The sequence below is a fragment of the Clostridium sp. AUH-JLR23 genome (assembly GCF_964238065.1).
Classification (GTDB): Bacteria; Bacillota_I; Bacilli_A; order Erysipelotrichales; family Coprobacillaceae; genus Allocoprobacillus; species Allocoprobacillus merdigallinarum.
In genome coordinates, this window is record NZ_CAXSKY010000016.1 from 20,916 (window position 1) to 47,679 (window position 26,764).

Below are 26,764 nucleotides of genomic sequence, written 5' to 3' on the forward strand. Positions count from 1 at the left end.
TTTTTTATTTTTTTGCACCACAAATACTGCAATATTGATAATCTACATAAGTCTCAGTATATGTTTTTTCTTCTTGGTGAGTTTTTGCAGGTACAGTTTCATAATTTGTTATAATGGAGTGATCATTCGTATATTGATCATGACCATTAGCATCTTTTCCTAGATAGAGTTCAGGGGGATTCGTATATCCTGTTGTTTTCATCCATTGCATTTTTTGGACTGACCATTCCTTAAATACTTCAGGGTCTGTTGTTTCTGTCCATTTCTTACTATCCCACCAATACAATCGATATGTAGGGACTTCCTTTGAAGTTTCTGGTTCATCAACAACTGTTACTTTTTTTGTAACTTGTCTTTTGGCAGTATGGTCTTTCCATACATGTTCATGGGTTGATGATGAACTTTGGTTTGTAGAAGAACTTTTATTGGTTGTTGTCTTTTGTGAGCTTTTTGAAGTTGATTGTGTTTGAGAATTCTTTTTTGATGTTTGTGTTTGAGTATCTTTATTTGTTTCTTTTGTTTTTGATGCTGAATCATTTGAAGATTCTTGATTTTGTGATGAGTTGTTATCAGATTTTATGGTTGCTGTGTCTTGTTCTTGTTTTGAATCATCTGATTGTTGATTGGCAACAACTGTCTGATTCTCTGCTTTTTTTGTAACTGTCTGATTTTTTGAAAAGAAAAAGATACAAAGACAAAATATGATGATGAAAATAATTACTGCAATTATGATCATGGTTCTCTTTTTATTTGTGACAGGTAATTTGAAATTCATATGAAAACTCCTTTCATCTTTTTTGCTTTTTTATTATAGCACAAAATCATACGATTTATCATGAATTATAATGTTATGTAAAAATAAAGGAAAGAAATGGTAAAATGATTGTCTGTTAAAAATGACTATGATACGATGAAAGTAGGAAAAAGGAGGGAGTATGATGGATAAAAATGTTATTGAGGTTAAGCAACTATCAAAAAGTTTTCAGAAGACAGTTGCTTTACAAGGATGTGATTTTTCAGTTCGAAAAGGGGAAATTTTTGGTTTTTTAGGTCCTTCAGGAGCTGGAAAGACAACAACGATTAAATTATTGACGGGACAGTTAAAAAGTGATGGAGGAGATATTCAGATACTAGGGGAGAAGCCTTTTTCTTCAAAAATAAAAAGTCGAATAGGGATTATGAGTGATAATAGTGGATTATATGAAAAGATGAGTGTTTATGATAATTTACTGTTATTTGCAAAAATCTATGATATTGATAAAAGGTGTATTGAAAAAGTCTTAGAAGAAGTTGATTTATTAGATGCTAAAAAACAATTGGTTAGTCAATTATCAAAAGGAATGAAACAACGATTAATCTTTGCTAGAACCATTATTCATTCACCATCTCTTCTGTTTTTGGATGAACCAACAGCAAATTTAGATCCCTCAACTGCTAATGAGGTAAGGGAAATTATCAAGAAACTTAATGCGAAAGGGACGACTGTCTTTTTAACAACTCATAATATGGAAGAAGCAGATGAAATGTGTCATCGTGTTGCATTTTTGAATCATGGACACATTATTGAAAGTGGACATCCTGAAGATTTGAAACTTAAATATTCTAAAAAACAGATTCGTATGAAAACAAGTCAAGAAGACTATACGATTCCTTTAGATCCAAAACTTTTAAAACAGGAATTGGAACATATTGATGAACTATTAATGATTCATTCCATTGAACCAACTTTAAAAGAAGTTTTTTTAACACTGACTAAGGAGGAATCATGATGAATATACGTATTTGTAAAGCTTTGTTTATGAAGGATTTAAAGAATTGCTTCGTTAATAAAAATGTTTTTTTAATGTTGGCTTTGCCAGTTTTATTTGGTGTGATGTATAAATTTTTATTAGGGGATATTCTTAAGGGAGCTACAGGGAGTTTTGTTATTGTTATGTGTATTATTATGACAATTTCTATTGTTCCACTGAATGTTTTAGCCAATATGGTTGCTGAAGAGAAAGAAAAACATACTTTACGTTCTTTAATGTTGGCTAATGTCAGTGCAACTGATTTCTTATTGAGTAAAGCTTTTGTTGCACTGGTTTTGATGTTGATTGATGGCATTCTTATTTTCCTGGTTTGTCAGGAGCCAATGGAGTATTTTGGATATTTCCTTATCTTTTATGTTTTATCATCTTTAAGTGTCTTGTTTTTTGGAGCACTGGTAGGTCTACTTTCTAAAGATCAGATGAGTGCTGGAACATTGAGTTCTCCGTTGATGATTTTATTAATGTTGCCACCTATGTTCAGTCAGCTTAATGAAATGATTGAAAAGATTGCAGTTATTTTTCCAACAACATCTTTCCAAACGCTTTATTTACAATTGTCAGTTCAACAACCTTTCTTTAATCAGGAGACAGTGATAGCTATAATTGTCTGTATAGTATGGATTCTATTAGGGGTGATAGCTTTCATGTATGGTTATAAGAAAAAAGGATTGGATGATTAGAGAAATCTCATATTGATTTCTCTTTTTTTCATTTTTATAAAATGATAAAATAGAAAAAAAGAGGTGGTTATATGGTGAGAAAACATTTCATTTTTAAAGGGCGTGTACAAGGGGTTGGATTTCGTATTACATTTTACCAACAGGCAACACGTTTGCATTTAACAGGTTGGGTTAGAAATTTAAGTAATGGTGATGTGGAAGCATGCTTACAAGGAGAACTTTCTTTGATTCAGCAGGTTATTGACTATATGCATAGTATTCGCTATATTCGAATAGAACAATGTGAAGTTGAAGATTTGGCAGTTTTAGAGAATGAAAAAAGTTTTGAAATGAAATATTAGCGTTAGCGATTATTTTCTTGAGAATTATGTGCTTTATACTTTTATTTTGTCGATGAATAAGCTATAATAGATTCATACAAGTTTATAGAAAACAGATACATAAATCAAAAAGTATTGATATAATCAATGCTTTTTGATTTTGTTTGTGGAGAATTAAAAAAATCTTGAGTGATGGTGTATATTCCTTTTATTCAAAAGATGAATATGATAAACTAACAATTACAATAACAAGGAGGAAGGGTTTTTATGAAAATTATTAAACGTAATGGATCTGAAGTCTTATTTGATCAAACGAAAATTACTGCAGCGATTGAAAAAGCCAATAATGAAGTTGTAGAAACAGATAGATTATCAGACGAAGATATTGATAATATTACAAATAATGTGAAGTATCAATGTGAAAAAATGAAAAGAGCGCTAAATGTTGAGGAAATTCAAAATCTTGTTGAAAATGAAATTATGAAATTGAATGCTTTTGCAGTGGCAAGAAAATATATTACATATCGTTATATGAGAGCATTAGTGCGTAAATCAAATACAACAGATGAACAGATTTTAAGCTTGATTGAATGTGCTAATGAAGAAGTTAAACAAGAAAATTCTAATAAGAATCCAACTGTTAATAGTGTTCAAAGAGATTACATGGCAGGAGAAGTCAGCAAAGATATTACAAAACGTCTATTATTACCAGGACATATTGTGAAAGCTCATGAAGAAGGAATTATTCACTTTCATGATTCAGACTATTTTGCTCAACATATGCATAACTGCTGTTTAGTTAATCTTGAAGATATGTTACAAAATGGAACTGTCATCAGTGAAACAATGATTGAAAGACCTAAGAGCTTTTCTACAGCCTGCAATATTGCAACACAGATTATTGCACAGGTTGCTAGTTCACAATACGGGGGACAAAGTATCAGTTTATCTCACTTAGCTCCTTTTGTTGATGTCAGTCGTCAAAAATTCAGAAAAGAAGTAAGAGAAGAATTTGAACAGGAAAATATTCCTGTCAGTGAAGAACAAATTAATGAATTGGCTGAATATCGTGTGCGTAAAGAAATTAATCGTGGTGTTCAAATGATTCAATATCAGGTTATTACGTTAATGACAACAAATGGGCAAGCACCATTTGTAACTGTCTTTATGTATTTAAATGAAGTTCCTGATGGACAAATCAAAGATGATTTAGCTTTAATTATTGAAGAAACATTAAACCAAAGAATTTTAGGTGTTAAAAATGAAAAAGGTGTTTATGTAACACCAGCCTTTCCTAAATTAATTTATGTTTTAGAAGAAAATAATATTAGTGAAGACAGCAAATATTGGTATTTAACTGAATTGGCAGCAAAATGTACAGCGAAACGTATGGTTCCAGATTATATTTCTGAAAAGAAAATGTTGGAATTAAAAGTTGATAAAAATGATGAAGGACATTGCTATACATGTATGGGATGTCGTAGTTTCTTAACACCATATGTTGATCCTGAAACAAATAAACCTAAATATTATGGACGTTTCAATCAAGGTGTTGTGACAATCAATCTTGTAGATGTTGCCTGCTCTTCTAAAGGTGATATGAAAGAGTTCTGGCGTATTATGGATGAAAGATTGGATTTATGTAAAGAAGCGTTAATGTGTCGTCATAATCGTTTAAAAGGAACTGTCAGTGATGTGGCACCTATTTTATGGCAATATGGTGCTCTAGCAAGACTTAAAAAAGGTGAAACAATTGATAAATTATTATATGGTGGATATTCAACAATATCATTAGGTTATGCGGGTCTTTGTGAATGTGTCAAATATATGACAGGAAAATCACATACCGATCCAGATGCAACACCATTTGCATTAGAAGTAATGCAACATTTAAATGATGCCTGTGCAAAATGGAAAGCAGAAGAAAACATTGATTTTAGTTTATATGGAACACCAATTGAATCAACAACATATAAGTTTGCAAAATGTTTACAAAAACGTTTTGGAAAAATTCCAGGTGTGACAGATAAAAACTATATTACAAATAGTTATCATGTTAATGTTACTGAAGAAATTGATGCTTTTACAAAATTAACATTTGAATCACAATTCCAGAAATTATCACCAGGAGGAGCTATCAGCTATGTTGAAGTTCCAAATATGCAAGATAATATTGAAGCCGTTTTAGCTGTGATGAAACATATTTATGAACATATTATGTATGCAGAATTAAATACAAAGAGCGATTACTGCATGGAATGTGGTTATGATGGAGAGATTCAAATCAAAGAAGATAAAGATGGAAAATTGATTTGGGTATGTCCAAACTGTGGTAATACAAATCAAGATAAAATGAGTGTTGCTAGACGTACATGTGGATATATTGGAACACAATTCTGGAATCAAGGGCGAACACAAGAAATTAAAGAACGTGTTCTTCACTTATAAACATGAAGTATGCAACAATTAAAACAGTAGATATAGCCAATGGAACAGGAGTGAGAGTTTCACTCTTTGTTTCTGGCTGTACTCATCGTTGCCCTGAATGTTTCAATGAGATCGCATGGGATTTTAATTATGGACAGGAGTTTAACCAAGAAACAATTGATTTGATTTTAAAAGCATTAGAACCAAGTCATATTGCGGGATTAACGCTTTTAGGCGGAGAACCTATGGAACTTGTTAATCAGGAGGGATTGTTACCTTTATTACAACAAGTTCGAAAAATGTATCCTGATAAAGATATTTGGTGTTATACAGGCTATCTTTATGAAGATCTGTTACCAGGTGGCAAGGTGCATGGACCTTACAGTGATGAAATATTAAGTTATCTTGATATATTGGTTGATGGACCATTTATATTAGCTCAAAAAAATATTCGTTTAAAGTTTAGAGGATCTGAAAATCAAAGAATTATTGATGTTAAGCGTACAAATCAATCTCGCCAAATTGTTTTGTGGGATGAAAAGTGATTTTAAAAAAATCGCTTTTTTTGTGTGAAAAATAAAAAATGCGAAGATAAAAAATAAAAAAATCCTAAAATAAGTGGATATTTTTATGAAAATTATATATAATGTAAAGGCAATGGAAGGAGGATTCTTAGTGAAAGAAGGCATTAGAAGAGAGTATAAAAAACAATATGATGCTTCAACAAAAAGAATAGATGTTGTAGATGTGCCAGAGTTTAATTTTCTGATGGTTGATGGAATCGGAAATCCAAATGTGGAAGAATTTAAGTTAAAAGCAGAGGCTTTACATATATTATCGAAAGCAATTAAAGATTATTTTAAAGAAGAAATGGATTTATTATACCTCATTTCTCCATTAGAAGGATTATGGGATACATATGATAATAGTCAGTTTGATGTGACACGAAAAAAGATGATTAAATTTACATTAATGATTGCTCAACCTAAAGTTCTTGATGAGCAGACTTTTGAAACAATTAAGGAAAATATAACATTAAAAAAAGATAATCCTTATCTTGTTGATGTTTATTTAAAAAGGTTTAAAGAAGGACGTTGTGTGCAGATGATGCATAAAGGAGCTTATAATACAGAAATTAATACAACCAAACAAATTATGGAATATATTACAATTCAGGGAATGAAATTAAGTGGTTTTCATCATGAAATTTATTTAAATGATCCTGAAAGAAATCCAGAGGATAAACTCAAAACAATTGTAAGATATGCTATTGAAGAAGAGGGGGTATAACCCCTTTTTTATATCAAAGGAGGATATTATGTTATTTGTATCATGGAATGTGAATGGCTTAAGAGCGTGCTTGAATAAAGGATTTCAAGATTTTTTCTTATCAGTTGATGCTGATATTTTTGCGATTCAGGAAACAAAACTTCAAAAGCATCAGCTTGATTTACAGTTTGATGGTTATGTCTCTTATTATAATGATGCCCTGAAGAAAGGATACAGTGGGACGGCTATTTATACAAAGAGAGAACCTCTTTCAGTCAGTTATGGTTTAGGTAAGGAAGAACATGATCAGGAAGGTCGTGTGATTACTTTAGAATATGAGAATTTTTATTTTGTTACTGTGTATACGCCTAATTCTAAAAGAGGCTTAGAACGTCTAGATTACCGCCAAGTGTGGGAAGATGCATTTAGAGAATATGTGAATACATTAAAACAGAAAAAATCTGTTGTGATTTGTGGCGATTTGAACGTGGCTCATCAGGAAATTGATTTAAAAAATGATAAAACAAATCATAAAAATGCTGGATTTACAGATGAAGAAAGACAAAAATTTACAGAATTACTAGAGAGTGGATTTATTGATACTTTCAGATATAAATATCCAACTTTAGAAAAATATTCTTGGTGGTCTTATATGTTTAAAGCAAGAGAAAAAAATGCTGGCTGGCGTATTGATTATTTTGTTGTATCAGATAATCTAAAAGAACAGATTCAAGATGCTTATATCTATAATGATGTATTTGGATCAGATCATTGTCCAGTCGGTGTTGAATTGGAGGGATTGCAATGAAATTCATGATTGTTTCAGATATTCATGGCTCATATACAGATTTAAAGAGAGTTATGGAGATTTATGAAGAAGAAAAAATGGATAAATTGGTTTTATTAGGTGATTTATTATATCATGGGCCTAGAAATCCTTTGCCAGAAGGCTATCAGCCTCAAGAAGTCATGAAACTCTTGAATGCTTATAAAGAGAATATTATAGCAGTACGAGGAAACTGTGATGCTGAAGTGGATCAGATGGTATTGGAGTTTCCTATGAGAGGAGATTATAGTGAACTTTATTTAGATGGGCATCGTTTCTTTTTTACACATGGGCATTTATATGATGAAGAACACTTACCTATGTTAAAGGCGGGAGATGTCTTTATGTATGGACATATTCATAAACCAGTGTTAAAAAAAGAAAATGATATCACGATTTTTAATCCATCCTCTATATCTTTGCCAAAGGCTGGACAGAAAAGCTTTGGTATCTATGAAAACGGTGAATTGAAAATTGTATCTTTTGATAAAAAGGTGCTTCAAAGTATAAAAATATAAAAAAATAGAAAAAAACCGTGAAATTAAATCAAAAGTATGGTATTTTTATATTGATAGGGGTGAGTATATGGCTAAGTACAGAGATATTGCTGATGATATTCGTCAAAAAATAAAAAATCAAGAATATACATTTGGTCAAAAACTTCCCTATGAGTATGTTTTATGTATGAGCTATCATTGTAATAAAGAAACAATGAAAAAGGCATTAGATATATTGGTCAAAGAAGGACTCATTATCCGTCGTCGTGGTGCGGGGACATTTGTGAAGGATTATGATCCTGCCATGGATAATCCTGTTAGTAAATTTGGACGTGGTTTGACGGCACAATATGAAGGAATTAAAGAAGTCACAAGTGAAGTTCTGGAATTTGAAGTTGTTCCAGCGGATGAACATTTATCAGAGAAATTACAGATAGATGTTGGTGATTTTGTCTATCATATTATAAGGCTCAGATTTTTAGATAAAATTCCTCATTTAATTGATATTACATATATCCCCATTAGTGTTGTTCCTAATTTAAAGTTACAGCATTTAAAAGGATCTGTATATGGATATATCGAAAAAGTTTTAAAGTTAAAAATCCAAAGCTGTCATTTAACGATTAATGCAGCTTTATCTACATCTTTAGAACAACAATATTTGGGATTAAAAGAAAATGAGCCATATATTCAAGAAGAACAGATTTCTTTTTTAAGCAATGGTTCTATTTTCGAATATACACTCTCAAGACAGCATTTTTCTCATTTTGAATTTCAGACTGTTATAGTACAACAATAGCTATCCTAAGGGATAGTTTTTTACTAGAAAGAGTAGTCGGTATGATTAATGATTAAAAGACAAATATTTATAAAAATGGCATAGTTATTCATATTTTGAGCAAAAAATACAAAAAAACAACTAAAAAACAGGTAAAATAAAATAAAAAATAAGTAAAAAACACTGTTAAAACCGTCTTTTATTGGAAAAGTACCATACTTTTGATATAAAAGCATTGACTTTTAATAAAAAAAATTTTATACTTATATTGTCAAAAATATTTTAAGGGAGGAAAAATTTTATGGATGCTTTTGCTGATAAGCTAGGGCGCATTGGAGCATGGGCTGGACAAAACAAATATCTTGGTGCCATCAAAAATGCGTTCCAAAACTTCATGCCAGCAACTATTGCTGGTGCCATTGGTGTTCTTTGGACAAACGTATTAATTACCGATGCTGTTGTCAATGGTGCACCTCAAGGGCTAGGTGGGTTAATTCCTGCTGTTATGGTTTTAGAACCAATTAATGCTGTATTCAACGCAATACAGTTCTGTTCAATTTCATGTATCGCTATTGGAATTGTTATGTTAGTTGCTCAAGAAATTGGGGAAGCTAACGGTGAAACTGGAGCTTTTCCAGCTATTTTAGGATTTATGTGCTGGGCTATGGTTACTCCAACTGCACATGCAGTAACTGGATTAACTGCTTACACTGATGCAGCTGGTACTGCTGTTACAATTGGAACAGTTTTAGAACAAGCTGGTGTTGATTTAGCTGGTGTAGGGACTTTCACTGGTTTTGCTGGAAGCTACATGGGAGCTACTGGTTTATTTACTTCATTGATTATTGGTATTTTAGGGCTTGAAATTTATAACTTCTTCCGTAAAAGAGAAGGATTAAAAATCAAAATGCCTGATCAAGTACCTCCAGGTGTTGCTCGTGCATTCGAAGTTTTAATTCCAACATTCTTAACTTTATTAGTTGTTGGTGTTATCGGATGGGCTGTACAAATGGCTACTGGATTATATTTCAATGATGTTATTTCTACTTATTTACAACAACCATTACAAGATATCATTGGTGCTAATATCGTAGCAGTTATGTTAATGTATGTATTAATCTCATTATTCTGGTTAGTAGGTATTCATGGTAATAACATGTTATCTGCTGTTAAAGAACCAATCTTCCGTCCAATGTTATATGCAAATACAGCTGCATTTACTGCTGGAAAACATGGAGCAGAAATCCCTAATGTATTGAACTTAACAATGTTACAAATGTTCGCTGAATGGGGAGGTTCTGGGGTTACTTTAGGTTTAGTTATTGCAATCTTTATCTTTGGTAAACGTGAAGATAACCGTGCAATTGCTACATTATCTATCGTTCCAGGTCTTTTCAATATCAATGAAACAGTTACATTTGGTATTCCATTGGTATTAAACCCAATCTTAGGTATTCCATTTATTCTTGCTCCAGTAGTATGTATCTTCATTGGATGGTTATTAGTTACTATTGGATTCTGTCCAAAAATCGTTATCGAAGTTCCATGGACAATGCCACCATTATTATTAGGATTCTTAGCAACTGGTGGAAATATTATGGGAGCTGTTTCACAAGTTATCGTTATTGTAGTATCTACATTAATTTATATTCCATTCGTAATTGTTTACGAAAGATTCCAAAACAAACAAGCTGCTGAAGCTGAATAAGATATTAAACGATTTTGAAAACTTAAAGAGCGGAATTTCCGCTCTTATTTTTTTAAAGTTTAAATTGTTATTTATATGCATATCGTGTATAATATTCAAAGGGAAGTGAGGAGTTTTATGGAAGAAGAAGTTAAAGAGTTTAAAGTGCGAATGAATACTGCAACAATTATTTTTCTTACTGCATTAGCATTCTATACTGTGTTTACAGTTTTCACGCAGGATAAACAGACTGCTTTGGTTATTGTCGTTTTTGCAATTGTTTGTTTTGCATTTTTCTTAGGATGTAGACCAAACAAATATACTATACATAATAGAGAATTAACAATTCATTATTATTTATGGAAAAATAGTCATGTAGATTTAATGAACTGTGATACAATTTGTGATCCTGTTCCACGTATGGCTGACTTAGTGACAAGACCACATGCAATTGAACTTTATACAAATACAAAGAAAAGATATTGCTTTTTTCCAAAGAAAAGAGTTGAATTTGTACATGCAGTTGTAAAGGCTAATAAAAGAATTCATTGTACAGTTAAAGAATATACAGATGTTTATAGAATCTTAGAAAAGAAAGATCGTAAAGAAAGAAGAAAAGCAGAGAAAAAAGCTGCAAAAGAAGCTGCACAATCAAAGAGTTAATAAAGCGAGTATATAATCATAGAATTGATTATGTACTTTTTTTTCTCCTGAAATATGTCATTTTTTATGTATAATGAATAGAAGGAGGATATAATTATGCAATTAACATTAGAACATTTATCTTTTTATTTGAATCAATGTGAAAATAAACGTTTAAGCTGGCATACCTTAAAGGCTTATCGCATTGATTTAAAACAGTTTTATTCATTTATGATGAATAAGGATATGAATAAGCGTGAAATATCTTACTATATTCATTATCTGAATCATCATTTTAAGCCTAAGACTGTCAAACGCAAATTAGCGAGTTTACATGCTTTTTTTGAAGATATGGTCTTTTATGAAATAATTCAAGAGAATCCTATGGACAAAATGAGGTATAAAATTCAAGAAGAAAAGACTTTACCACGCATTATTCAATACCATCAATTACAGGATTTATTTCATCGTTTAGATCAAGATCAGCACTTTTTTATAAAAAGAGATAAAGCCGTGATTGAATTGCTTATTTCTACAGGGATTAGAGTTTCTGAATTATGTGCTATTAAAAATGAAGATATTTATTTAGAGGAAAAGTATCTCATTATTTATGGCAAGAATGCAAAAGAAAGAGTTATATTTTTAGGTGAGGAAGTTTATCTGGCATTAAAAGAATATGAACAGGCTTTTCATGACAGGATTAGTGAGCAGGAATATTTTTTTATCAATAATCAATATCATCGTTTAACAGATCAGTCTGTTCGTCATATTATCAATAGATATACAGATGATTTTCATATCACACCACATATGTTTCGCCATACCTTTGCCACAATGCTTTTAGAGCAGGATGTTGATATATCATATATCCAAAAGATATTAGGTCATAGCTCTATTACAACAACCAGCATTTATGCCTATGCTTCTATTCAAAGACAAAAAGAGATTATGATGAATAAAAATCCAAGGCAACTTATTAAATAATATTTCTTTTTTATATATTTTCATATATGATAATGATGAGGTGATAACAATATGCAAAGATATGAAGTCTGGCGACAATTATATACATATGCAGATGAGTGGGTACAGCTAAAACCATGGGAAGTCTTATGGAGTAATGATTTTGTTGCTTTAGAGATTAATGAGAAAACATACTATTGTACAATTATGGGGAAATTAGGTGATTGTATTGGGGTATCTATATATGAAGGAGAAGAGGGATATGCAGATTTATGTAGTATAGCTCATGAATATCCAGATCAAGCTATTGCGCAATATATGATGTTTGAACAAAATTGTTTAACATTTTATATGGGAGATCGCGAAGAGGTTCCAAAAGGTCAAAAAGAAATCATTAAAAAATTAGGATTAAAATATAGAGGAAAAGGACATTGGCCATATTTTCTTTCATTTGTGCCAAGATTTTATCCTTATGAAATTAATGATCAACAGGCAAGTGTGATTGTACAAGTTTTTAAGCATCTCATTCCACTTATGAAAGCTTATATGAATCACGAAGTTGCTGTGGATTTTGATAATGGTGAGATACTTTTTGCTCATGATCATCATGGTTGGAAATATGAAGCTATACAAAGACCTGAAGAACAAGAAAAATTCTATGTTGTAGATTTGGAAGATCAGCAATATCTCAATTATTTAAAAGAGTTACTACAAACGCAAAATCAGTATATCATTGATTTGGCATATTTATCCGGTGGTTTTATAGATGAAAGATATGATCGTCCAGTCAGTTCGCTTGTTTTATTAGTTATGGATTTGCTTTCACAAGAAATTATTAATATATATATGTTAAAACCTGAAGATGATGAAGATTCTATATGTATTCAACAATTGAGTAAAGTTATAGAAAAATTTGGGAAACCACAGGAAATTTTTGTTAGAAATCCAAGAGTTTATAGCTCATTAGTTTCTATTTGTGACACATGTCAAATTGATGTACATATTACATCATTACCAATGATGGATGACGTTTTGGGTCAAATGGAAAGCTTTATGCAAATGTAATATGATTCTTTATACTCTTTCATTGCAAAAATATATCTTTCATGTATAATAGAATGGACTTGTCAAAAAGGAGAATTAATAAAATGATAGCAACTCAAAATGTGTCTTTGCGATATGGCGATCGTGCTTTATTTGAAAATGTATCTATTCAATTTACTGAAGGAAACTGTTATGGAATTATTGGTGCCAATGGGGCTGGTAAATCTACTTTTTTAAAGATTTTATCAGGAGAAATTGAACCGAATAAAGGTGAAGTTGTGATAACACCGGGACAGAGATTATCTGTATTAAAACAGGATCATTTTGCTTATGATGATCAGGAAGTTTTAAAAACAGTTTTAATGGGAAATAAACGTCTTTATGAAATTATGTTAAAAAAAGAAGAGCTTTACAGTAAAGCTGACTTTAATGATGAAGATGGTATTGAACTTGCTGAACTTGAAGGTGAGTTTATGGAAATGGATGGCTGGAATGCTGAAACTGATGCTGAGATTCTTTTAAATGGATTAGGTGTAACAGGTGAATATCATCACTTGCTTATGAAAGAATTAGGTGACCAACAAAAAGTCAAAGTTTTATTGGCACAGGCTTTATTTGGTAATCCTGATATTTTATTATTGGATGAGCCGACTAACCATTTGGATTTAAAAAGTGTCACATGGTTAGAAAACTTCTTATTGAATTTCCCTAATACAGTCATTGTTGTTTCTCATGATAGACATTTCTTGAATAAAGTTTGTACGCATATTGCGGATATTGATTATAGTAAAATTCAGTTATATATAGGAAATTATGATTTCTGGTATGAATATTCTCAGATGATGTTAAAACAGGCAAAAGAAATTAATAAAAAAGCTGAAGCAAAGAAAAAAGAATTGGAAGAATTTATTGCGCGTTTTAGTGCCAATGCTTCTAAAGCAAAACAGGCAACATCACGTAAAAAATTATTAGATAACTTAGAGATGGTAGATATTAAACCATCATTAAGAAGATATCCATTTATTGGTTTTACACCAGATAGAGAAGTTGGAAATATTGTTTTAACTGTTGAAGATTTAGGATACAGTCAAAATGGTGAACAAATCTTTGATCATGTCTCATTTTCTATTTCACCAAAAGATAAAGTTGCTTTTGTTTCAGATCATGAGCTGGCAGTGACAACTTTTTTTAAGATTATCATGGGTGAAATTACAGATTATACAGGAACTTTCCAATGGGGAGTGACAACATCTCAATCATATTTCCCAAAAGATAACAATGAATTTTTTGATGATTGTGATTTAACGCTTGTTGACTGGTTAAGACAATATGCTGGAGATGATGCTTATGAACAAGATTTAAGAGGCTGGTTAGGAAGAGTCTTATTTTCTGGAGAAGAAGCTTTAAAGAAAGCAAATGTCTTATCAGGTGGAGAAAAAGTCAGATGTATGCTGGCAAAAATGATGATGGCTAATGCCAATGTGCTTGTTTTGGATGAACCAACCAATCACTTGGATTTGGAATCTATACAGGCTCTTAATGAAGGATTAATTCGTTTTAAAGAAAATGTTTTATTTGCTTCTCATGACCATCAATTTGTACAAACAATTGCAAATAGAATTATTGAATTAACACCACAGGGATGTATTGATCGTTTATCAACATATGATGAATATTTAGAATATAAAGAAACTTTAGAAAATTAAACAATAATCAAGTTTTTTTAATTCTCATCTGGTATGATTTCAAAAGAAAGATAATAATCATAAATTAAAGATTGATAAAGGAGACGATGTTCATGATTTCATTTCAAAATATTGCGATAATTCAAGATATGCATGATTGTTTGATTCCAGAAGATCTCAAGGCAGATGTTATTCATTATTTAAAAGAAGCTCATATTCCCTATAAATAAATCTATACCATGCAAAGAAGTCGAAGATGGTCCTGCTAAAGAGAAAGCAATCAATCAATATAGACAGGCAGGATGTCGATCTCATTTGCATTGATGGGTATTTTACAAGTTCCGATACAATCAGATGTTATGTTTCAGCAGATCTGTCAATTCTTTGGTCCACAGATAGACTCTGATTTTGCGATTCAAAAACAAAATATTGAAAAGAAATCTGACGAAATGTACGAAAAGTGTTATAAAGACTGGTTACAGGAAGGAGAAATTCCTGTCAAAAAATAAGACTTATAAAATATGAAAGATTTAGGAATTATCTTTGCATATGATGATGCTTTTCGAGCAATCCGATTAGCAATGAATATGGAAACATATTTAAATTATGCTTGAGAACGTTTAACTGAAAAAGCAAAAGAAAAAGGTGGCAATGCTGTTTTAGGCATATGTTTTGATTTAAGAGATACATGAAAGCCCATGTTAATGGGAACAGTCGTTATATTAGAAGATGAGTAAAGTGATGTGTATGCATCACTTTTTTTGAATAGATTTTCAAAATATCGGAAACAATAGATAGTGATGTTTTATTTATGAAAAAACAAGCATATATAATAAAAAGGCTTATGTTCTTTGAACATAAACACCTTTTATTTTAGCAATATAAACACGATGATAATCCTGATCAGGATACCATTTTGTATCTAGAGATGTATCTTTAAAGTTTTCAGGTTTAATGTCATCTTCATAGATTTTTTCAACAATGAAGACCAAATGTGCTTCTTCAAATGTAGGTACGCCATCAATATATGTGGTATGGAAATGAACATGATTGATTTTATCTTGATCACGTCCAGAAACTGTACCTAAAACAGAAAGTTCTTTCTTATATCCATCAAAAAATGATAGAGAGAAGCATTCTTGCTGGTCAACAAACTGTTTTGTATAGCGTTGTGGACGGATAAATGCATAAACAACGTTTTGTCCCCATAAAACACCCATACCGCCCCAAGAAGCTGTCATCGTATTGACTTTTTGATGATCACCAGCCGTTATAAGCATCCAGTCTTTGCCAATGGCCTGAAAAGTATTCATATCTAGAGTATTTATATCTATTTTTTCAAATGCCATCATTCTTCCTCCTTTTTCCTGATTATAACATAGTATATGCAAAAAATATGAAATATAAAGAGGTGAAACCATAAAAATGAAAAAAATCATCAAAATCATTTCAATCATTATCTTGATTTTGACAATATTTATCATGGGTATCACTTTATATATTGGAAATTATTTATATGACTATACCCTCAATCCCCATTCTAATCATTCCTTATTTGATAGTGAACTTTATCAAAAAGATACCCAAGATGCTCAAAAATGGTTAGAAGATAAGAGTGTTCATCTTTCTATTTCAAGTTATGATGATCTTTTTTTACATGCTTATTATATTGAACAAAATAATCCCATTTATGCCATTATGGTGCATGGGTATCGAGGAGATAGTTCCAGCATTATTTCACCTGTCAAACATTTTTATGAGCAGGGATATAATCTTTTGATTCCTGATTTACGTGGTCATGGACAAAGTGAAGGAGATTATATTGGAATGGGTTGGGATGATCGTTATGATATTATGGGATGGATTGACTATCTTGTATCTCAAAATCCACAGGCTCAAATTATTTTATATGGTGTTTCTATGGGTGGAGCTACGGTCATGGATGTAGCTGGAGAAAATTTACCATCACAAGTGAAGGCTGTTATTGAAGATTGTGGTTATACGAGTGTCTGGGATGTTTTTCAATATCATATTCCTATGAAAAAGTGGCAAAGTGAAGTGGCTTTGCATATGGCAAGTCTTGTGACTCAAATAAGAGCAGGCTATGCTTTGGAAGATGTTCAACCTATTCAACAGGTTCAAAAAAGTCAGATTCCTATTTTATTTATTCATGGTCAGGACGATGATTTTGTCCCCGTGGATATGATAGATGAACTATATTTAAAAGCCAATTGCCCTAAAGAAAAACTTATTATTAAAGGAGCTGGTCATGCTCAAAGCTGTTCTACTGATGCGAAAACATATTATCAGACTATTTTTCAATTTATTCATCGTTATACAAAAAAATAGATGTTATCAAACATCTATTTTAGGCTGTATGTGTGCGCATTTCATTTTTTAATTCATATAATGCATGACGGGCTTCTTCAATGTCATCAATCACATCATAAATTTCTTTACGTTGTTCTTCATTGATAGAATCATATTTAGAAATATCAAGAAGCTTTTCTAAAGCCTGATAAATATAATGATTTGCCTGATTTAATTGTTCCATCATTAACCTCCTTTAAATAAATAGATGTATACCAATCATAATCAATATCATTGATACATAATGATAACTCCAAATCTTATAGAATACAAGTAAAAAAATAAAAACAAGACTCCATAGGATCAATTGTAGAGCGATTAGTCCAAAAGATAAAGGTAAAGAAAAGAAAATAAAAAAGAAAATGTGAATCAATGTATAAAAACTTATATATTTGAACCATTGTTTCAAAAAAATCTCATGTTTCTTTCGTTTAGAAAGACGTAAGCTTATCAGTGTATCAAGATAGAGATACTGATAAACGATTTGATAGAAAATATAACTCCAGAATATTTGGATGATAACAAAAATAAGATATCGAAAATCAAAGAAGGGATAGTGAAGAAGAATATAAGGTGTTATATCCTGATAAAGATATTTCAAAAAATAAACAAGCAAGCCATAAATAACAGTTATTTTAATCCATTTCATCTAAGAATAATTGTCCCTCTTCTAAACGATAGATATGTGTATAATGGATATCTGGTAAGTAATCATGAGCAGCAATCACAATGGTATGTCCTTTGTCATGTAATTGATTGATGAGCTGACAGAATGTATGAATAGATGTCTGATCTAAACCACGTGTGGGTTCATCTAATAAAATAAGTTCCTGATTTTCCATAATGGCTTGAATGATACCTGCTTTTTGACGCATACCAACAGAAAAGTTTTTTAACTTCATGGAGCTATGTAAATCTAATTGAAATTGTTGACACAATGATTCAATATAAGTGCTATCATATTGATTTTTTAAAGAAGCCAGGAATTGAAGATTATAAGCGAGAGTTTCGTTTTCTAGAAAACCTGGATTTTCAATTAAAGCTCCAATCTGTAAATCATTCTTTTTGGTGATTGTCCCTGAAGTAGGTTTGATAATATCGCAGATCAGCTTAAAAAGTGTTGATTTTCCTGAACCATTGATACCATGAATATAGATACATTCATGACCATCAAGATGAAATGAAAGATGTTGTAATACGGGTTGTTTATGAAAACTTATACTTAAATCTTGAATATCTAACATAAATCCTCCTTAAAATAGTTTTGTATAAACAATATGAAATAAAAAGTTCATAAAGATAGGTAAAGCTAAATAAATAAAATTCTTTTTTTGACCAATTTGTAGATATATGAATGTTGTTTCAATAAAAGTGACAATAAGATTAAGAATCATAAATAAAATCGTCACAAACATATCTTCTGGTAAGATGCCACCAAAAAAGAAAGCATAGCTTATATAAATAATCATTGTATAAATAAAACTGACCATCATTAAGAAATAATAAACGGAAGTATATGTTTTCTGTTCACCAATTCTTGTGATAATAGGAGAAAGCAAGCGATTGCATTGTGCTGTAAACTGATAGTTCATTAATAAAAAGACATTATTCATATAAACACAAAGATAATTCGAATAAATGAGACAAATTGTATAAGTGTTTTTTCCACAAAGGATGGGTGATGCAAACAACATCATAATCAATATGATCATGACTTTCACATCGAGAAGTTTGAACCATTTTTTAATCATTTGTTTCTCTCCTTTTCAATAAGATCTGAAAACAAAGATAAGAAACTATGGCATATATGAAAAAACAAATCGTATACAATGCAAGATGTGAAAGACCAAATGGATTTTCACGAACATGTTCTAATCCTAATGCAACTAAATTGTTGATTTGAATAAGAAAAGCTGCTTCTGGAATAGGTAAATATCCTTGAATCAAGGCAGGAATTAATACCAGCAAAATACCAATGATCACACCACAACAACGATAGACATATTTGTTGGTGATAAAAGTCTGTAATGCCAAAATAACACTGGACATTAAAGCATAGCCTAAAGAAGTGAGGGTTATAAAAAGAATCAGATTGATCACTTCAATAGGGCATAGAAGCTGAGTCGTGATATAGTATCCATCAGGATAAGTCATGCTTTGAAAATGTATAGGAATTAAAAAGACATGACAGAAAATAAGTAGGCCTACCTGGATCAGGGTGATCACTCCAAAGGTCAAAAGTATATTTTTGATGCTGACTTCCAGATAATAATGTCTTCTTGTTAATCTTGTTTCAATCATGTAAGCACTGCGAGTTTGATGCATATTTAAAAAATCATATGCCATGATATTTGGCAGCAACAGCATCAGTAAAATAAATAAAAATGGGTTTGTACCAATACGATATAAACTGTAAAAAAATTCAAGTCCAGCATTAGGATAAGCTTCCTGATAACCAGGACTGGAAAAAATAGATTGTTGAAAACTATAAATAGTGCTTATGATAATGAATATAAAAATGACAGTCACTAGAAATAGTTTTTCTTTTGAAAGAAACGCTTTCCATAAGGAACGATGTCTTTCCATAAAATTATTGTCCTCCTTTCTTATATGTTTCCTTTATACCTTAACAGACTTATGCAAAAATAAGTCGAAAGTGTGCTAAAAATGCACAAACAGGAGTGAAAGTGGCATTTTTTATTTAAAAATGAATAGGTAAAATAAAAAAAGGGATAAGGAGTGAAGAAGATGAAAGTATTTATTTGTATGGATGATGAAGATTGTATAGAAAAATTAAGTGAATTATTATATCAGACACATATGGAAGAAGGTATATCTATTGATAGCTATGATCAATTTGTCAATATAGCATTTTTACGTCAAAGAGAAAGCTATGATGTGGCTTTTATTGGAAATCGTATTTATGGTGACAATGGTTTTTTAATGGGTGAGTATTTACATGATGTGAATCCTGAATGTTTGATTATCTATATTGGTGATGATTATGCGCATATGCATGAAAGTTTTCGGGCATATGGATATCAGATGTTTTTAAAACAGGAATTACCAGAACTGTTTAATGGTGAATTTCAAAGAATATGGAGTCATTACCAAAAATTACATCACGAGGAAATCTTCTATCTTGATAATGGAGGAATACGACGTTTTTTACCAGGGGAAATCGTTTATATTGAAAATGGACGTTTTCAAACACAGGTGGTGACTGCACATCAGCGTTTTTATGGACATTTTGGTGATTTAACCAAAACAAAAACGAAGTTATTAAAGTATTCTTTTTTTCAGATGCACCCCCGTTATTTTGTAAATATGCATTATATTTTAATGATTCGAAATGGTGAATTAGAAATGAAAAATGGGGATTGTATTCCAACTTCTATTATGAATAAAGAATTAATTAATGATGCGATTCAATCTTTTCTTTCTAGTCAGTAAAAAATATGAATAAATATTGAAAAAAAAGGTAAGAAATGATATTATTCAATTAGTTATACAACTGACGGAAGTGGAATAGACCACATGGAGTATAATGGGAAAGAGTCGACCGTCTGGGCAACAGTCTGGACGTTTAGACTCTTTTTTTGGTTTTTCATAAATTGATAGCGATATCAATAGTCAAAACCATGAATTTGTGATATAAAGAAAGTGTCAAGAGGTCCTAAAAATAAAAAAAGAAAGGGTGTTTAATGATGTTAACAGATGTAGAGATTGCACAAAGTGCAAAAATGAAACCCATCAAGGAGATTGCTGAAAAAGTTGGACTTGATGAAGATGATTTGGAGCTTTATGGTAAGTATAAAGCTAAGATTTCATTAGAAGCGATTTCTCAACTTAAGGAAAAAGAAAATGGAAAGTTAATCTTAGTGACTGCCATTAATCCCACACCTGCAGGTGAAGGAAAGACAACAACAATGATTGGATTATCTCAAGCTTTGAATAAATTAGGGAAAAAATCTGTTGTGGCTATGCGTGAACCAAGCTTAGGTCCATGTTTTGGCGTGAAAGGTGGTGCAGCTGGTGGTGGTTATGCTCAAGTTGTTCCAATGGAAGATATCAATCTGCATTTTACTGGTGATATTCATGCTATTACGACTGCCAATAATTTAATTGCAGCGATGTTAGACAATTCTATTCAACAGGGAAACCCATTGGATATTGATACAAGACAGATTGTCTGGAAAAGATGTGTGGATCTTAATGATCGTGCATTAAGACATATTGTTGTGGGACTTGGTGGTAAAGTCAATGGTGTTCCTAGAGAAGATGGATTTGATATTTCAGTAGCGAGTGAAGTCATGGCTATTTTGTGTTTAGCAACATCATTGGAAGATTTAAAACAACGTGCAGGACGTATGATTGTGGCTTATAATCATGCTGGTGAACCTGTGACGGTGGATGATATTCAGGCCACAGGAGCTGTCACATTATTATTGAAAGATGCTATTAAGCCCAATTTAGTCCAAACACTTGATCATACGCCAGTCTTTGTTCATGGGGGTCCATTTGCGAATATTGCACATGGATGTAACTCTGTTATGGCAACAAATTTAGCTATGAAATTAGGTGATTATGCCATTACTGAAGCTGGTTTTGGAGCTGATTTAGGTGCTGAAAAATTCTTAGATATTAAATGCCGTCAGGCTGGATTAAAACCAGATGCAGTTGTTATTGTCGCAACTGTCCGTGCGCTTAAAATGCATGGTGGCGTAAAGAAAACAGATTTAGCAGTAGAAAACTTAGATGCCCTTAGAAAAGGAATTGAAAACTTAGAAAAACATATTGAAAATATTCATAAATACCATTTGCCTAGTGTTGTTGCTATTAATGCTTTTCCAACCGATACAAAGGCTGAACTTGAATTATTAAAGGAAATCTGTAAACAAAAAGGTGTCGATGTTGCCATTAGTGAAGTGTGGGCAAAAGGAGCAGATGGTGGCATTGAATTGGCTGAAAAATTATTAGAAGTCTTAGATACAAAAGAAGCTCATTTTGAGCCATTATATGATTTGAATTTACCAATTGCTGACAAAATCAAAGTCATTGCAAAAGAAATCTATGGTGGGGATGATGTGACTTTCACTAAGAAGGTCATGAATAAAATGAAAAAATATGAAGCACAGGGATTAGGTCAATTACCAATCTGTGTCGCAAAAACACAATATTCATTATCTGATGATCCAACATTGCTTGGTCGTCCTCATGGATTTGTGGTTGAAATCAATGATTTGATTCCAAATACAGGTGCAGGATTTTTAGTCGCTATTAGTGGCGATATTATGCGTATGCCTGGATTACCAAAACAACCAGCTGCCGTGAATATGGATATTGATGAAGATGGCAAGATTGTTGGATTATTTTAAATAGAAGGAGATGGAGAAATGAAAGTAGCAGTGATTATGGGTTCAACAAGTGATTTACCTAAAGTTGAACCAGCTATTCAAATTTTAAAAGATTATGGTGTTGAAGTTCAGGTGAGATGTTTATCAGCTCATCGTGCTCATCTAGGACTTAGTGAGTTTATGAAGGAAATCAATCAAAATGGGACAGAGGTTGTAATTACAGCAGCAGGTATGGCCGCTGCCTTACCAGGTGTTGTCGCATCTCAAACAGTATTACCTGTTATTGGTGTTCCACTAAGTGGCGCAACATTAGATGGTATGGACGCTTTGTTGTCAATTGTCCAAATGCCTTCTGGTATCCCAGTTGCAACAGTCGCTATCAATGGAAGTAAAAATGCAGCTTATTTAGCATTACAGATGATGGCTGTACATCATGAAGAATTAAAAACAAAACTCATCGCCTTCCGTCAGGATAATGAAAAACAGGCAATGAAAGCAAATCAGGAAGTTATGGAAAAATATCAATAAAAAAGGAGAACAAAACAATGGCAAAATTATTATATGAAGGAAAAGCAAAACAAGTTTATGAAACAGAAAATCCAAATGAATACATCATTCATTATAAAGATGATGCAACAGCTGGTAATGGTGTGAAACATGATCAGTTTGAAGGAAAAGGTGTCTTAAATAATACGATTTCTTGTATTATTTTTGATATGTTAGAAGAAGCAGGAATCAAGACACATATGATTGAAAAAATCAATGAAAGAGATATTCGTGTTAAAAAAGTAGAAATCTTCCCATTAGAAGTCATTATTAGAAACATTACAACAGGATCATTCTGTAAAAGATTAGGAGCAAAAGAAGGTATTGTCTTAGATGAACCAATATTCGAATTAAGTTATAAAAATGATGACTATGGTGATCCATTAATCAATGATGATCATGCTGTAGCATTGGGACTGGCAACGCGTGATGAATTAAAATATATCCGTGAAACAACATTAAAGATTAATGAATTATTAAAAGCATTCTTCTTAAAATTAAATTTAAAATTAGTAGATTTTAAAATTGAATTTGGTAAAACTGAAGATGGTCAAATCTTATTGGCAGATGAAATTTCACCTGATTCTTGTCGTTTATGGGATGTTGATACAAATCAAAAATATGATAAAGATGTCTTTAGACAAGATATTGGTGATTTAATTGAAACTTATAAAGCCGTTTTAGCAAGAATGGAAAATAAATAAGGAGAAAAAGTATGGATTATAAAAAAGCTGGTGTAGATATTGAAGCTGGATACAAATCAGTAGAATTAATGAAAGAACATGTCAAAGCAACGATGCGTCCTGAAGTCATTGGTGGACTTGGTGGTTTTGCTGGAGCATTTGATTTAAGTGCCATTAAAAATATGGAAGAACCTGTTTTATTATCAGGAACTGATGGTTGTGGAACAAAGGTGAAATTAGCTTTTGTGATGGATAAACATGATACAATAGGTATTGATGCTGTTGCAATGTGTGTCAATGATATTGCATGTAGTGGTGGAGAGCCGTTGTTTTTCTTGGATTATATTGCCTGTGGAAAGAACTATCCCGAAAAAATTGCAACCATTGTTAAAGGGGTTGCTCAAGGTTGTCTTCAATCTGAGTGTGCATTAGTTGGTGGTGAAACAGCAGAACATCCAGGATTAATGCCTGAAGATGATTATGATTTGGCTGGTTTTGCAGTAGGTGTTGTTGATAAAAAAGATATTATTGATGGTTCAAATATCAAAGCTGGTGATGTTTTGGTTGGTATCGCATCTAGTGGTGTGCATAGTAATGGTTTTTCACTTGTGAGAAAAGTTTTTGATATCACAAAAGAATCATTAGAAACATATTATGATGAATTAAATGGAACATTGGGTGAAACATTATTAACACCAACAAGAATTTATGTCAAAGCTTTAAAAAATATCAAAAAAGCTGGTGTTCAAGTTAAAGGATGCTCACATATTACAGGTGGAGGATTTTATGAAAATGTTCCAAGAATGTTACCAGATCATGCATTAGCCCTCATTCGTAAAGATAGTTATCCTATCCCACCTATTTTCAATCTGATTCAAAAGAATGGACAAATCGAAGAACAGATGATGTATAATACGTTTAATATGGGACTAGGAATGGTGATTGCTTTAGATCCTGCAGATGTTGACACAGCTATGAAAGCTATTGAAGAAGCAGGTGATCATTGTTATGTTGTTGGACATATTGAAGAAGGTCAAAAAGGAGTTCAGTTATGTTAAAGATTGCTGTGATGATATCTGGTGGTGGCACAGATTTGCAATCAATTATTGATGCCTGTCAGGCTGGAAAAATCAATGGAACGATTGAACTTGTGATTTCTAATCGTCAAAAAGCTTATGGTTTACAGCGTGCTCAAAAAGCAGGGATTGAAACAGCAGTTGTCAAAAAGAATGATACATTGATTGTATCAATGTTAAAGGAAAGAAACATTGATTTGGTTGTTTTAGCTGGTTATTTAGCCATTTTAACAGATGAACTGATTGATGCCTATCCAAATCAGATTATCAATATTCATCCTTCATTGATTCCTTCATTTTGTGGGGCAGGTATGTACGGAATGCATGTCCACGAAGCTGTTTTGAATAGAGGCGTGAAAGTCAGTGGGGCGACTGTTCATTTTGTCAGCAGTGAAATAGATGGTGGTCCTATCATTAAGCAGGTTGCCTGTGATATTTCGGATTTAGATAAACCAGAAGATATACAGGCTAGAGTTTTAGAGATTGAACATCGCATCTTACCTGAAGTTGTCGGGTTATATTGTGATGGAAGAATAAAAGTAGAAAATGGAAGGGCAAAGGTGATTTAAGTGAAAAGAGCTTTGATTTCTGTAACAAATAAAGATGGTGTTGTTGATTTTGCATCAGGTTTAGTGAAACTCGGATTTGAAATTGTTTCTACTGGTGGAACAATGAAAGTTTTAGAAGACAATGGTGTTCACTGTATTGCGATTGATGATGTCACTGGTTTTCCTGAAATGTTGGATGGGAGAGTGAAAACTTTACATCCTAAAGTTCATGGTGGACTTTTATTTAAAAGAGATAATCCAGAACACGTGAAAACAGTTCAAGAACATCATATTCAACCTATTGATTTGGTTTGTGTGAATTTATATGAATTTGAAAAAGCTTTAAGAGCTGGAAAACCAATGGAAGATATGATTGAAAATATTGATATTGGTGGACCTTCTATGATTAGAAGTGCTGCTAAAAACTTCAAAGATGTTTTGATTGTCACTGATCCAAGTGATTATGCAAAAGTCTTAGAAGCTATTGAAAACAATCAGACTGATTATGATTTCAGATTACGTCTTGCTTATAAAGCTTTTAGTACAACAGGGGCTTATGACGCCATGATTTCACGTTATTTTGCAGATGTATGTCATGATGAATTCCCTGATACTTTAAACATTTCATTAAAGAAAGTGGAACATTTACGTTATGGAGAAAACTCTCAACAGGCAGCTAATAAATATGAAGACAGCTATGTTCAAAAATCATTATTAGATTATGAACAATTACATGGAAAAGAAATTTCTTTCAATAATGTCAACGATTTATATGGAGCTGTGGCTTTAGTGAGAGAATTTGGTGATCAGATTGTTACAGCGGCTATTAAACATTCAACACCTTGTGGGGTTGCGATTGGTGAAACTGGTTATGATTCTTATATGAAAGCTTATGAAGCAGATCCACAATCTATCTTTGGTGGAATTGTAGCCGTGAACTATAAAATTGATAAACAGACAGCTGAACAGATGCATAAGATTTTCTTAGAAATCGTTGCAGCACCTGATTTTGATGTGGATGCTTTGGAAATCTTAAAGAAAAAGAAAAACTTACGTATCTTAAAATTAAAGAATTTAGATGCCAGAGATGCCAAATATGATATTAAATATCTTGAAGGTAAAGTGCTTGTCCAAGAGTTAAATACAAAGATGATTGATGAAATGAAAGTTGTCACTGAAGCAAAGCCTACACCAGAACAGCTAACAGATATGGAATTTGGTATGAAAGTTGTCAAATATGTCAAATCAAATGCAATCTGTATTGTGAAAAATGGTGTGACTTTGGCTATTGGTGGAGGACAGACTTCACGTGTCTGGGCTTTGGAAAATGCTATTAGAAACAATCCTGATAAGAATTTCGAAGGCTCAGTTTTAGCTAGTGATGCTTTCTTCCCATTTAATGACTGTGTTGAAGTTGCTGCCAAGGCAGGAGTTGGCGCTATTATTCAACCAGGTGGAAGTATCAGAGATCAGGATTCTATTGATTTGTGTAATGAAAAGAATATTCCAATGGTCTTTAGTGGATATAGACATTTTAGACATTAAGATATAAATA

At 31.9% G+C, this 26,764-nt stretch carries 29 protein-coding genes and 1 riboswitch; of the genes, 23 read left to right on the top strand and 6 right to left on the bottom strand.

The features are described 5' to 3' along the window. Positions 1–4 precede the first annotated feature (4 nt). Positions 5–775 (bottom strand): hypothetical protein, encoded by a 771-nt coding sequence (locus ACESR5_RS08840; RefSeq protein ID WP_373155138.1) that lies wholly within the window; start codon positions 773–775, stop codon positions 5–7. A 163-nt stretch (positions 776–938) separates the two neighbouring features. On the opposite strand from ACESR5_RS08840, the gene ACESR5_RS08845 reads away from it, so the two are divergent. The 15 genes from ACESR5_RS08845 (at position 939) to ACESR5_RS08915 (ending at position 15,138) form a co-directional block, all read left to right on the top strand. Beyond that, positions 939–1,769: an ABC transporter ATP-binding protein gene (locus tag ACESR5_RS08845; RefSeq protein WP_087298184.1), complete on the top strand. Its 831-nt coding sequence runs from the start codon at positions 939–941 to the stop codon at positions 1,767–1,769. Continuing rightward, a complete protein-coding gene (locus ACESR5_RS08850; RefSeq protein WP_224759477.1) occupies positions 1,769–2,491 on the top strand; it encodes an ABC transporter permease in 723 nt (240 codons plus the stop codon). The genes ACESR5_RS08845 and ACESR5_RS08850 overlap by 1 nt, the downstream gene beginning before the upstream one ends. 71 nt (positions 2,492–2,562) lie before the next feature. After that, positions 2,563–2,832 carry an acylphosphatase gene (locus ACESR5_RS08855; RefSeq protein ID WP_087244784.1) on the top strand — a complete coding sequence of 90 codons (270 nt, stop codon included), beginning with the start codon at positions 2,563–2,565 and terminating at the stop codon, positions 2,830–2,832. A 246-nt stretch (positions 2,833–3,078) separates the two neighbouring features. After that, the gene (gene nrdD / locus ACESR5_RS08860; protein ID WP_373155140.1) at positions 3,079–5,259 is read left to right on the top strand and encodes an anaerobic ribonucleoside-triphosphate reductase; all 2,181 of its coding nucleotides are present in this window, start codon (positions 3,079–3,081) and stop codon (positions 5,257–5,259) included. 2 nt (positions 5,260–5,261) lie between these two features. Further along, positions 5,262–5,783: an anaerobic ribonucleoside-triphosphate reductase activating protein gene (nrdG, locus tag ACESR5_RS08865; RefSeq protein ID WP_087244404.1), complete on the top strand. Its 522-nt coding sequence runs from the start codon at positions 5,262–5,264 to the stop codon at positions 5,781–5,783. A gap of 85 nt (positions 5,784–5,868) precedes the next feature. Further along, positions 5,869–6,528 (top strand): GyrI-like domain-containing protein, encoded by a 660-nt coding sequence (locus tag ACESR5_RS08870; RefSeq protein ID WP_241146923.1) that lies wholly within the window; start codon positions 5,869–5,871, stop codon positions 6,526–6,528. Between the two features lie 28 nt (positions 6,529–6,556). Beyond that, entirely contained in the window at positions 6,557–7,315 is a 759-nt protein-coding gene (xth, locus tag ACESR5_RS08875; RefSeq protein WP_087244405.1) for an exodeoxyribonuclease III, read from the top strand. After that, positions 7,312–7,851, top strand: a complete 540-nt coding sequence (gene yfcE, locus ACESR5_RS08880) for a phosphodiesterase (RefSeq protein WP_087244406.1) — start codon at positions 7,312–7,314, stop codon at positions 7,849–7,851. Before xth ends, yfcE begins: the two co-directional genes overlap by 4 nt. 67 nt (positions 7,852–7,918) lie before the next feature. After that, positions 7,919–8,629 carry a GntR family transcriptional regulator gene (locus ACESR5_RS08885; RefSeq protein WP_087244407.1) on the top strand — a complete coding sequence of 237 codons (711 nt, stop codon included), beginning with the start codon at positions 7,919–7,921 and terminating at the stop codon, positions 8,627–8,629. Between the two features lie 280 nt (positions 8,630–8,909). Beyond that, positions 8,910–10,316 carry a PTS sugar transporter subunit IIC gene (locus ACESR5_RS08890; protein ID WP_373155143.1) on the top strand — a complete coding sequence of 469 codons (1,407 nt, stop codon included), beginning with the start codon at positions 8,910–8,912 and terminating at the stop codon, positions 10,314–10,316. A gap of 117 nt (positions 10,317–10,433) precedes the next feature. Next, the gene (locus ACESR5_RS08895; RefSeq protein ID WP_087244409.1) at positions 10,434–10,958 is read left to right on the top strand and encodes a hypothetical protein; all 525 of its coding nucleotides are present in this window, start codon (positions 10,434–10,436) and stop codon (positions 10,956–10,958) included. Positions 10,959–11,054: 96 nt separating this feature from the next. Then, complete coding sequence (locus ACESR5_RS08900; protein ID WP_206080640.1) at positions 11,055–11,921, top strand: tyrosine-type recombinase/integrase; 867 nt, start codon at positions 11,055–11,057, stop codon at positions 11,919–11,921. Between the two features lie 51 nt (positions 11,922–11,972). Beyond that, entirely contained in the window at positions 11,973–12,965 is a 993-nt protein-coding gene (locus ACESR5_RS08905; RefSeq protein ID WP_373155145.1) for a hypothetical protein, read from the top strand. 83 nt (positions 12,966–13,048) lie between these two features. Then, positions 13,049–14,650: an ABC-F family ATP-binding cassette domain-containing protein gene (locus ACESR5_RS08910; protein ID WP_373155147.1), complete on the top strand. Its 1,602-nt coding sequence runs from the start codon at positions 13,049–13,051 to the stop codon at positions 14,648–14,650. A 281-nt stretch (positions 14,651–14,931) separates the two neighbouring features. Next, complete coding sequence (locus tag ACESR5_RS08915; RefSeq protein ID WP_087936450.1) at positions 14,932–15,138, top strand: hypothetical protein; 207 nt, start codon at positions 14,932–14,934, stop codon at positions 15,136–15,138. A 333-nt stretch (positions 15,139–15,471) separates the two neighbouring features. On the opposite strand, the gene ACESR5_RS08920 is transcribed toward ACESR5_RS08915, so the two are convergent. Further along, positions 15,472–15,978: a flavin reductase family protein gene (locus ACESR5_RS08920; protein ID WP_373155149.1), complete on the bottom strand. Its 507-nt coding sequence runs from the start codon at positions 15,976–15,978 to the stop codon at positions 15,472–15,474. A gap of 76 nt (positions 15,979–16,054) precedes the next feature. On the opposite strand from ACESR5_RS08920, the gene ACESR5_RS08925 reads away from it, so the two are divergent. Then, entirely contained in the window at positions 16,055–16,978 is a 924-nt protein-coding gene (locus ACESR5_RS08925; RefSeq protein ID WP_168082139.1) for an alpha/beta hydrolase, read from the top strand. 19 nt (positions 16,979–16,997) lie between these two features. On the opposite strand, the gene ACESR5_RS08930 is transcribed toward ACESR5_RS08925, so the two are convergent. From ACESR5_RS08930 to ACESR5_RS08945, 4 genes are all read right to left on the bottom strand, one after another. Next, positions 16,998–17,183: a hypothetical protein gene (locus tag ACESR5_RS08930; protein ID WP_087244417.1), complete on the bottom strand. Its 186-nt coding sequence runs from the start codon at positions 17,181–17,183 to the stop codon at positions 16,998–17,000. Between the two features lie 451 nt (positions 17,184–17,634). After that, complete coding sequence (locus ACESR5_RS08935) at positions 17,635–18,243, bottom strand: ABC transporter ATP-binding protein (RefSeq protein ID WP_191341025.1); 609 nt, start codon at positions 18,241–18,243, stop codon at positions 17,635–17,637. Between the two features lie 9 nt (positions 18,244–18,252). After that, positions 18,253–18,750 (bottom strand): hypothetical protein, encoded by a 498-nt coding sequence (locus tag ACESR5_RS08940; RefSeq protein ID WP_087244419.1) that lies wholly within the window; start codon positions 18,748–18,750, stop codon positions 18,253–18,255. After that, positions 18,743–19,585, bottom strand: a complete 843-nt coding sequence (locus ACESR5_RS08945; protein WP_168082145.1) for a hypothetical protein — start codon at positions 19,583–19,585, stop codon at positions 18,743–18,745. The genes ACESR5_RS08940 and ACESR5_RS08945 overlap by 8 nt, the downstream gene beginning before the upstream one ends. 162 nt (positions 19,586–19,747) lie before the next feature. Here ACESR5_RS08945 and ACESR5_RS08950 point away from each other — a divergent pair, with 162 nt between their 5' ends. The 7 genes from ACESR5_RS08950 to purH all read left to right on the top strand — a co-directional run bounded on the left by ACESR5_RS08950 (position 19,748) and on the right by purH (position 26,754). Then, the gene (locus ACESR5_RS08950) at positions 19,748–20,452 is read left to right on the top strand and encodes a LytTR family transcriptional regulator DNA-binding domain-containing protein (protein ID WP_373155151.1); all 705 of its coding nucleotides are present in this window, start codon (positions 19,748–19,750) and stop codon (positions 20,450–20,452) included. A 47-nt stretch (positions 20,453–20,499) separates the two neighbouring features. Then, a riboswitch (ZMP/ZTP riboswitch) is annotated at positions 20,500–20,578 on the top strand. Positions 20,579–20,706: 128 nt separating this feature from the next. Next, on the top strand, positions 20,707–22,377 hold the full coding sequence (locus tag ACESR5_RS08955) for a formate--tetrahydrofolate ligase (protein ID WP_087244422.1): 1,671 nt from the start codon (positions 20,707–20,709) through the stop codon (positions 22,375–22,377). A gap of 18 nt (positions 22,378–22,395) precedes the next feature. Next, positions 22,396–22,884 carry a 5-(carboxyamino)imidazole ribonucleotide mutase gene (purE, locus tag ACESR5_RS08960; protein WP_087244423.1) on the top strand — a complete coding sequence of 163 codons (489 nt, stop codon included), beginning with the start codon at positions 22,396–22,398 and terminating at the stop codon, positions 22,882–22,884. Next, positions 22,881–23,606: a phosphoribosylaminoimidazolesuccinocarboxamide synthase gene (purC, locus tag ACESR5_RS08965; protein WP_224759479.1), complete on the top strand. Its 726-nt coding sequence runs from the start codon at positions 22,881–22,883 to the stop codon at positions 23,604–23,606. The genes purE and purC overlap by 4 nt, the downstream gene beginning before the upstream one ends. A gap of 11 nt (positions 23,607–23,617) precedes the next feature. Further along, positions 23,618–24,643: a phosphoribosylformylglycinamidine cyclo-ligase gene (gene purM, locus ACESR5_RS08970; protein WP_087304247.1), complete on the top strand. Its 1,026-nt coding sequence runs from the start codon at positions 23,618–23,620 to the stop codon at positions 24,641–24,643. Continuing rightward, complete coding sequence (gene purN, locus ACESR5_RS08975; protein WP_087244426.1) at positions 24,637–25,230, top strand: phosphoribosylglycinamide formyltransferase; 594 nt, start codon at positions 24,637–24,639, stop codon at positions 25,228–25,230. Before purM ends, purN begins: the two co-directional genes overlap by 7 nt. Next, positions 25,231–26,754, top strand: a complete 1,524-nt coding sequence (gene purH, locus ACESR5_RS08980) for a bifunctional phosphoribosylaminoimidazolecarboxamide formyltransferase/IMP cyclohydrolase (RefSeq protein ID WP_087936455.1) — start codon at positions 25,231–25,233, stop codon at positions 26,752–26,754. Positions 26,755–26,764 lie beyond the last annotated feature (10 nt).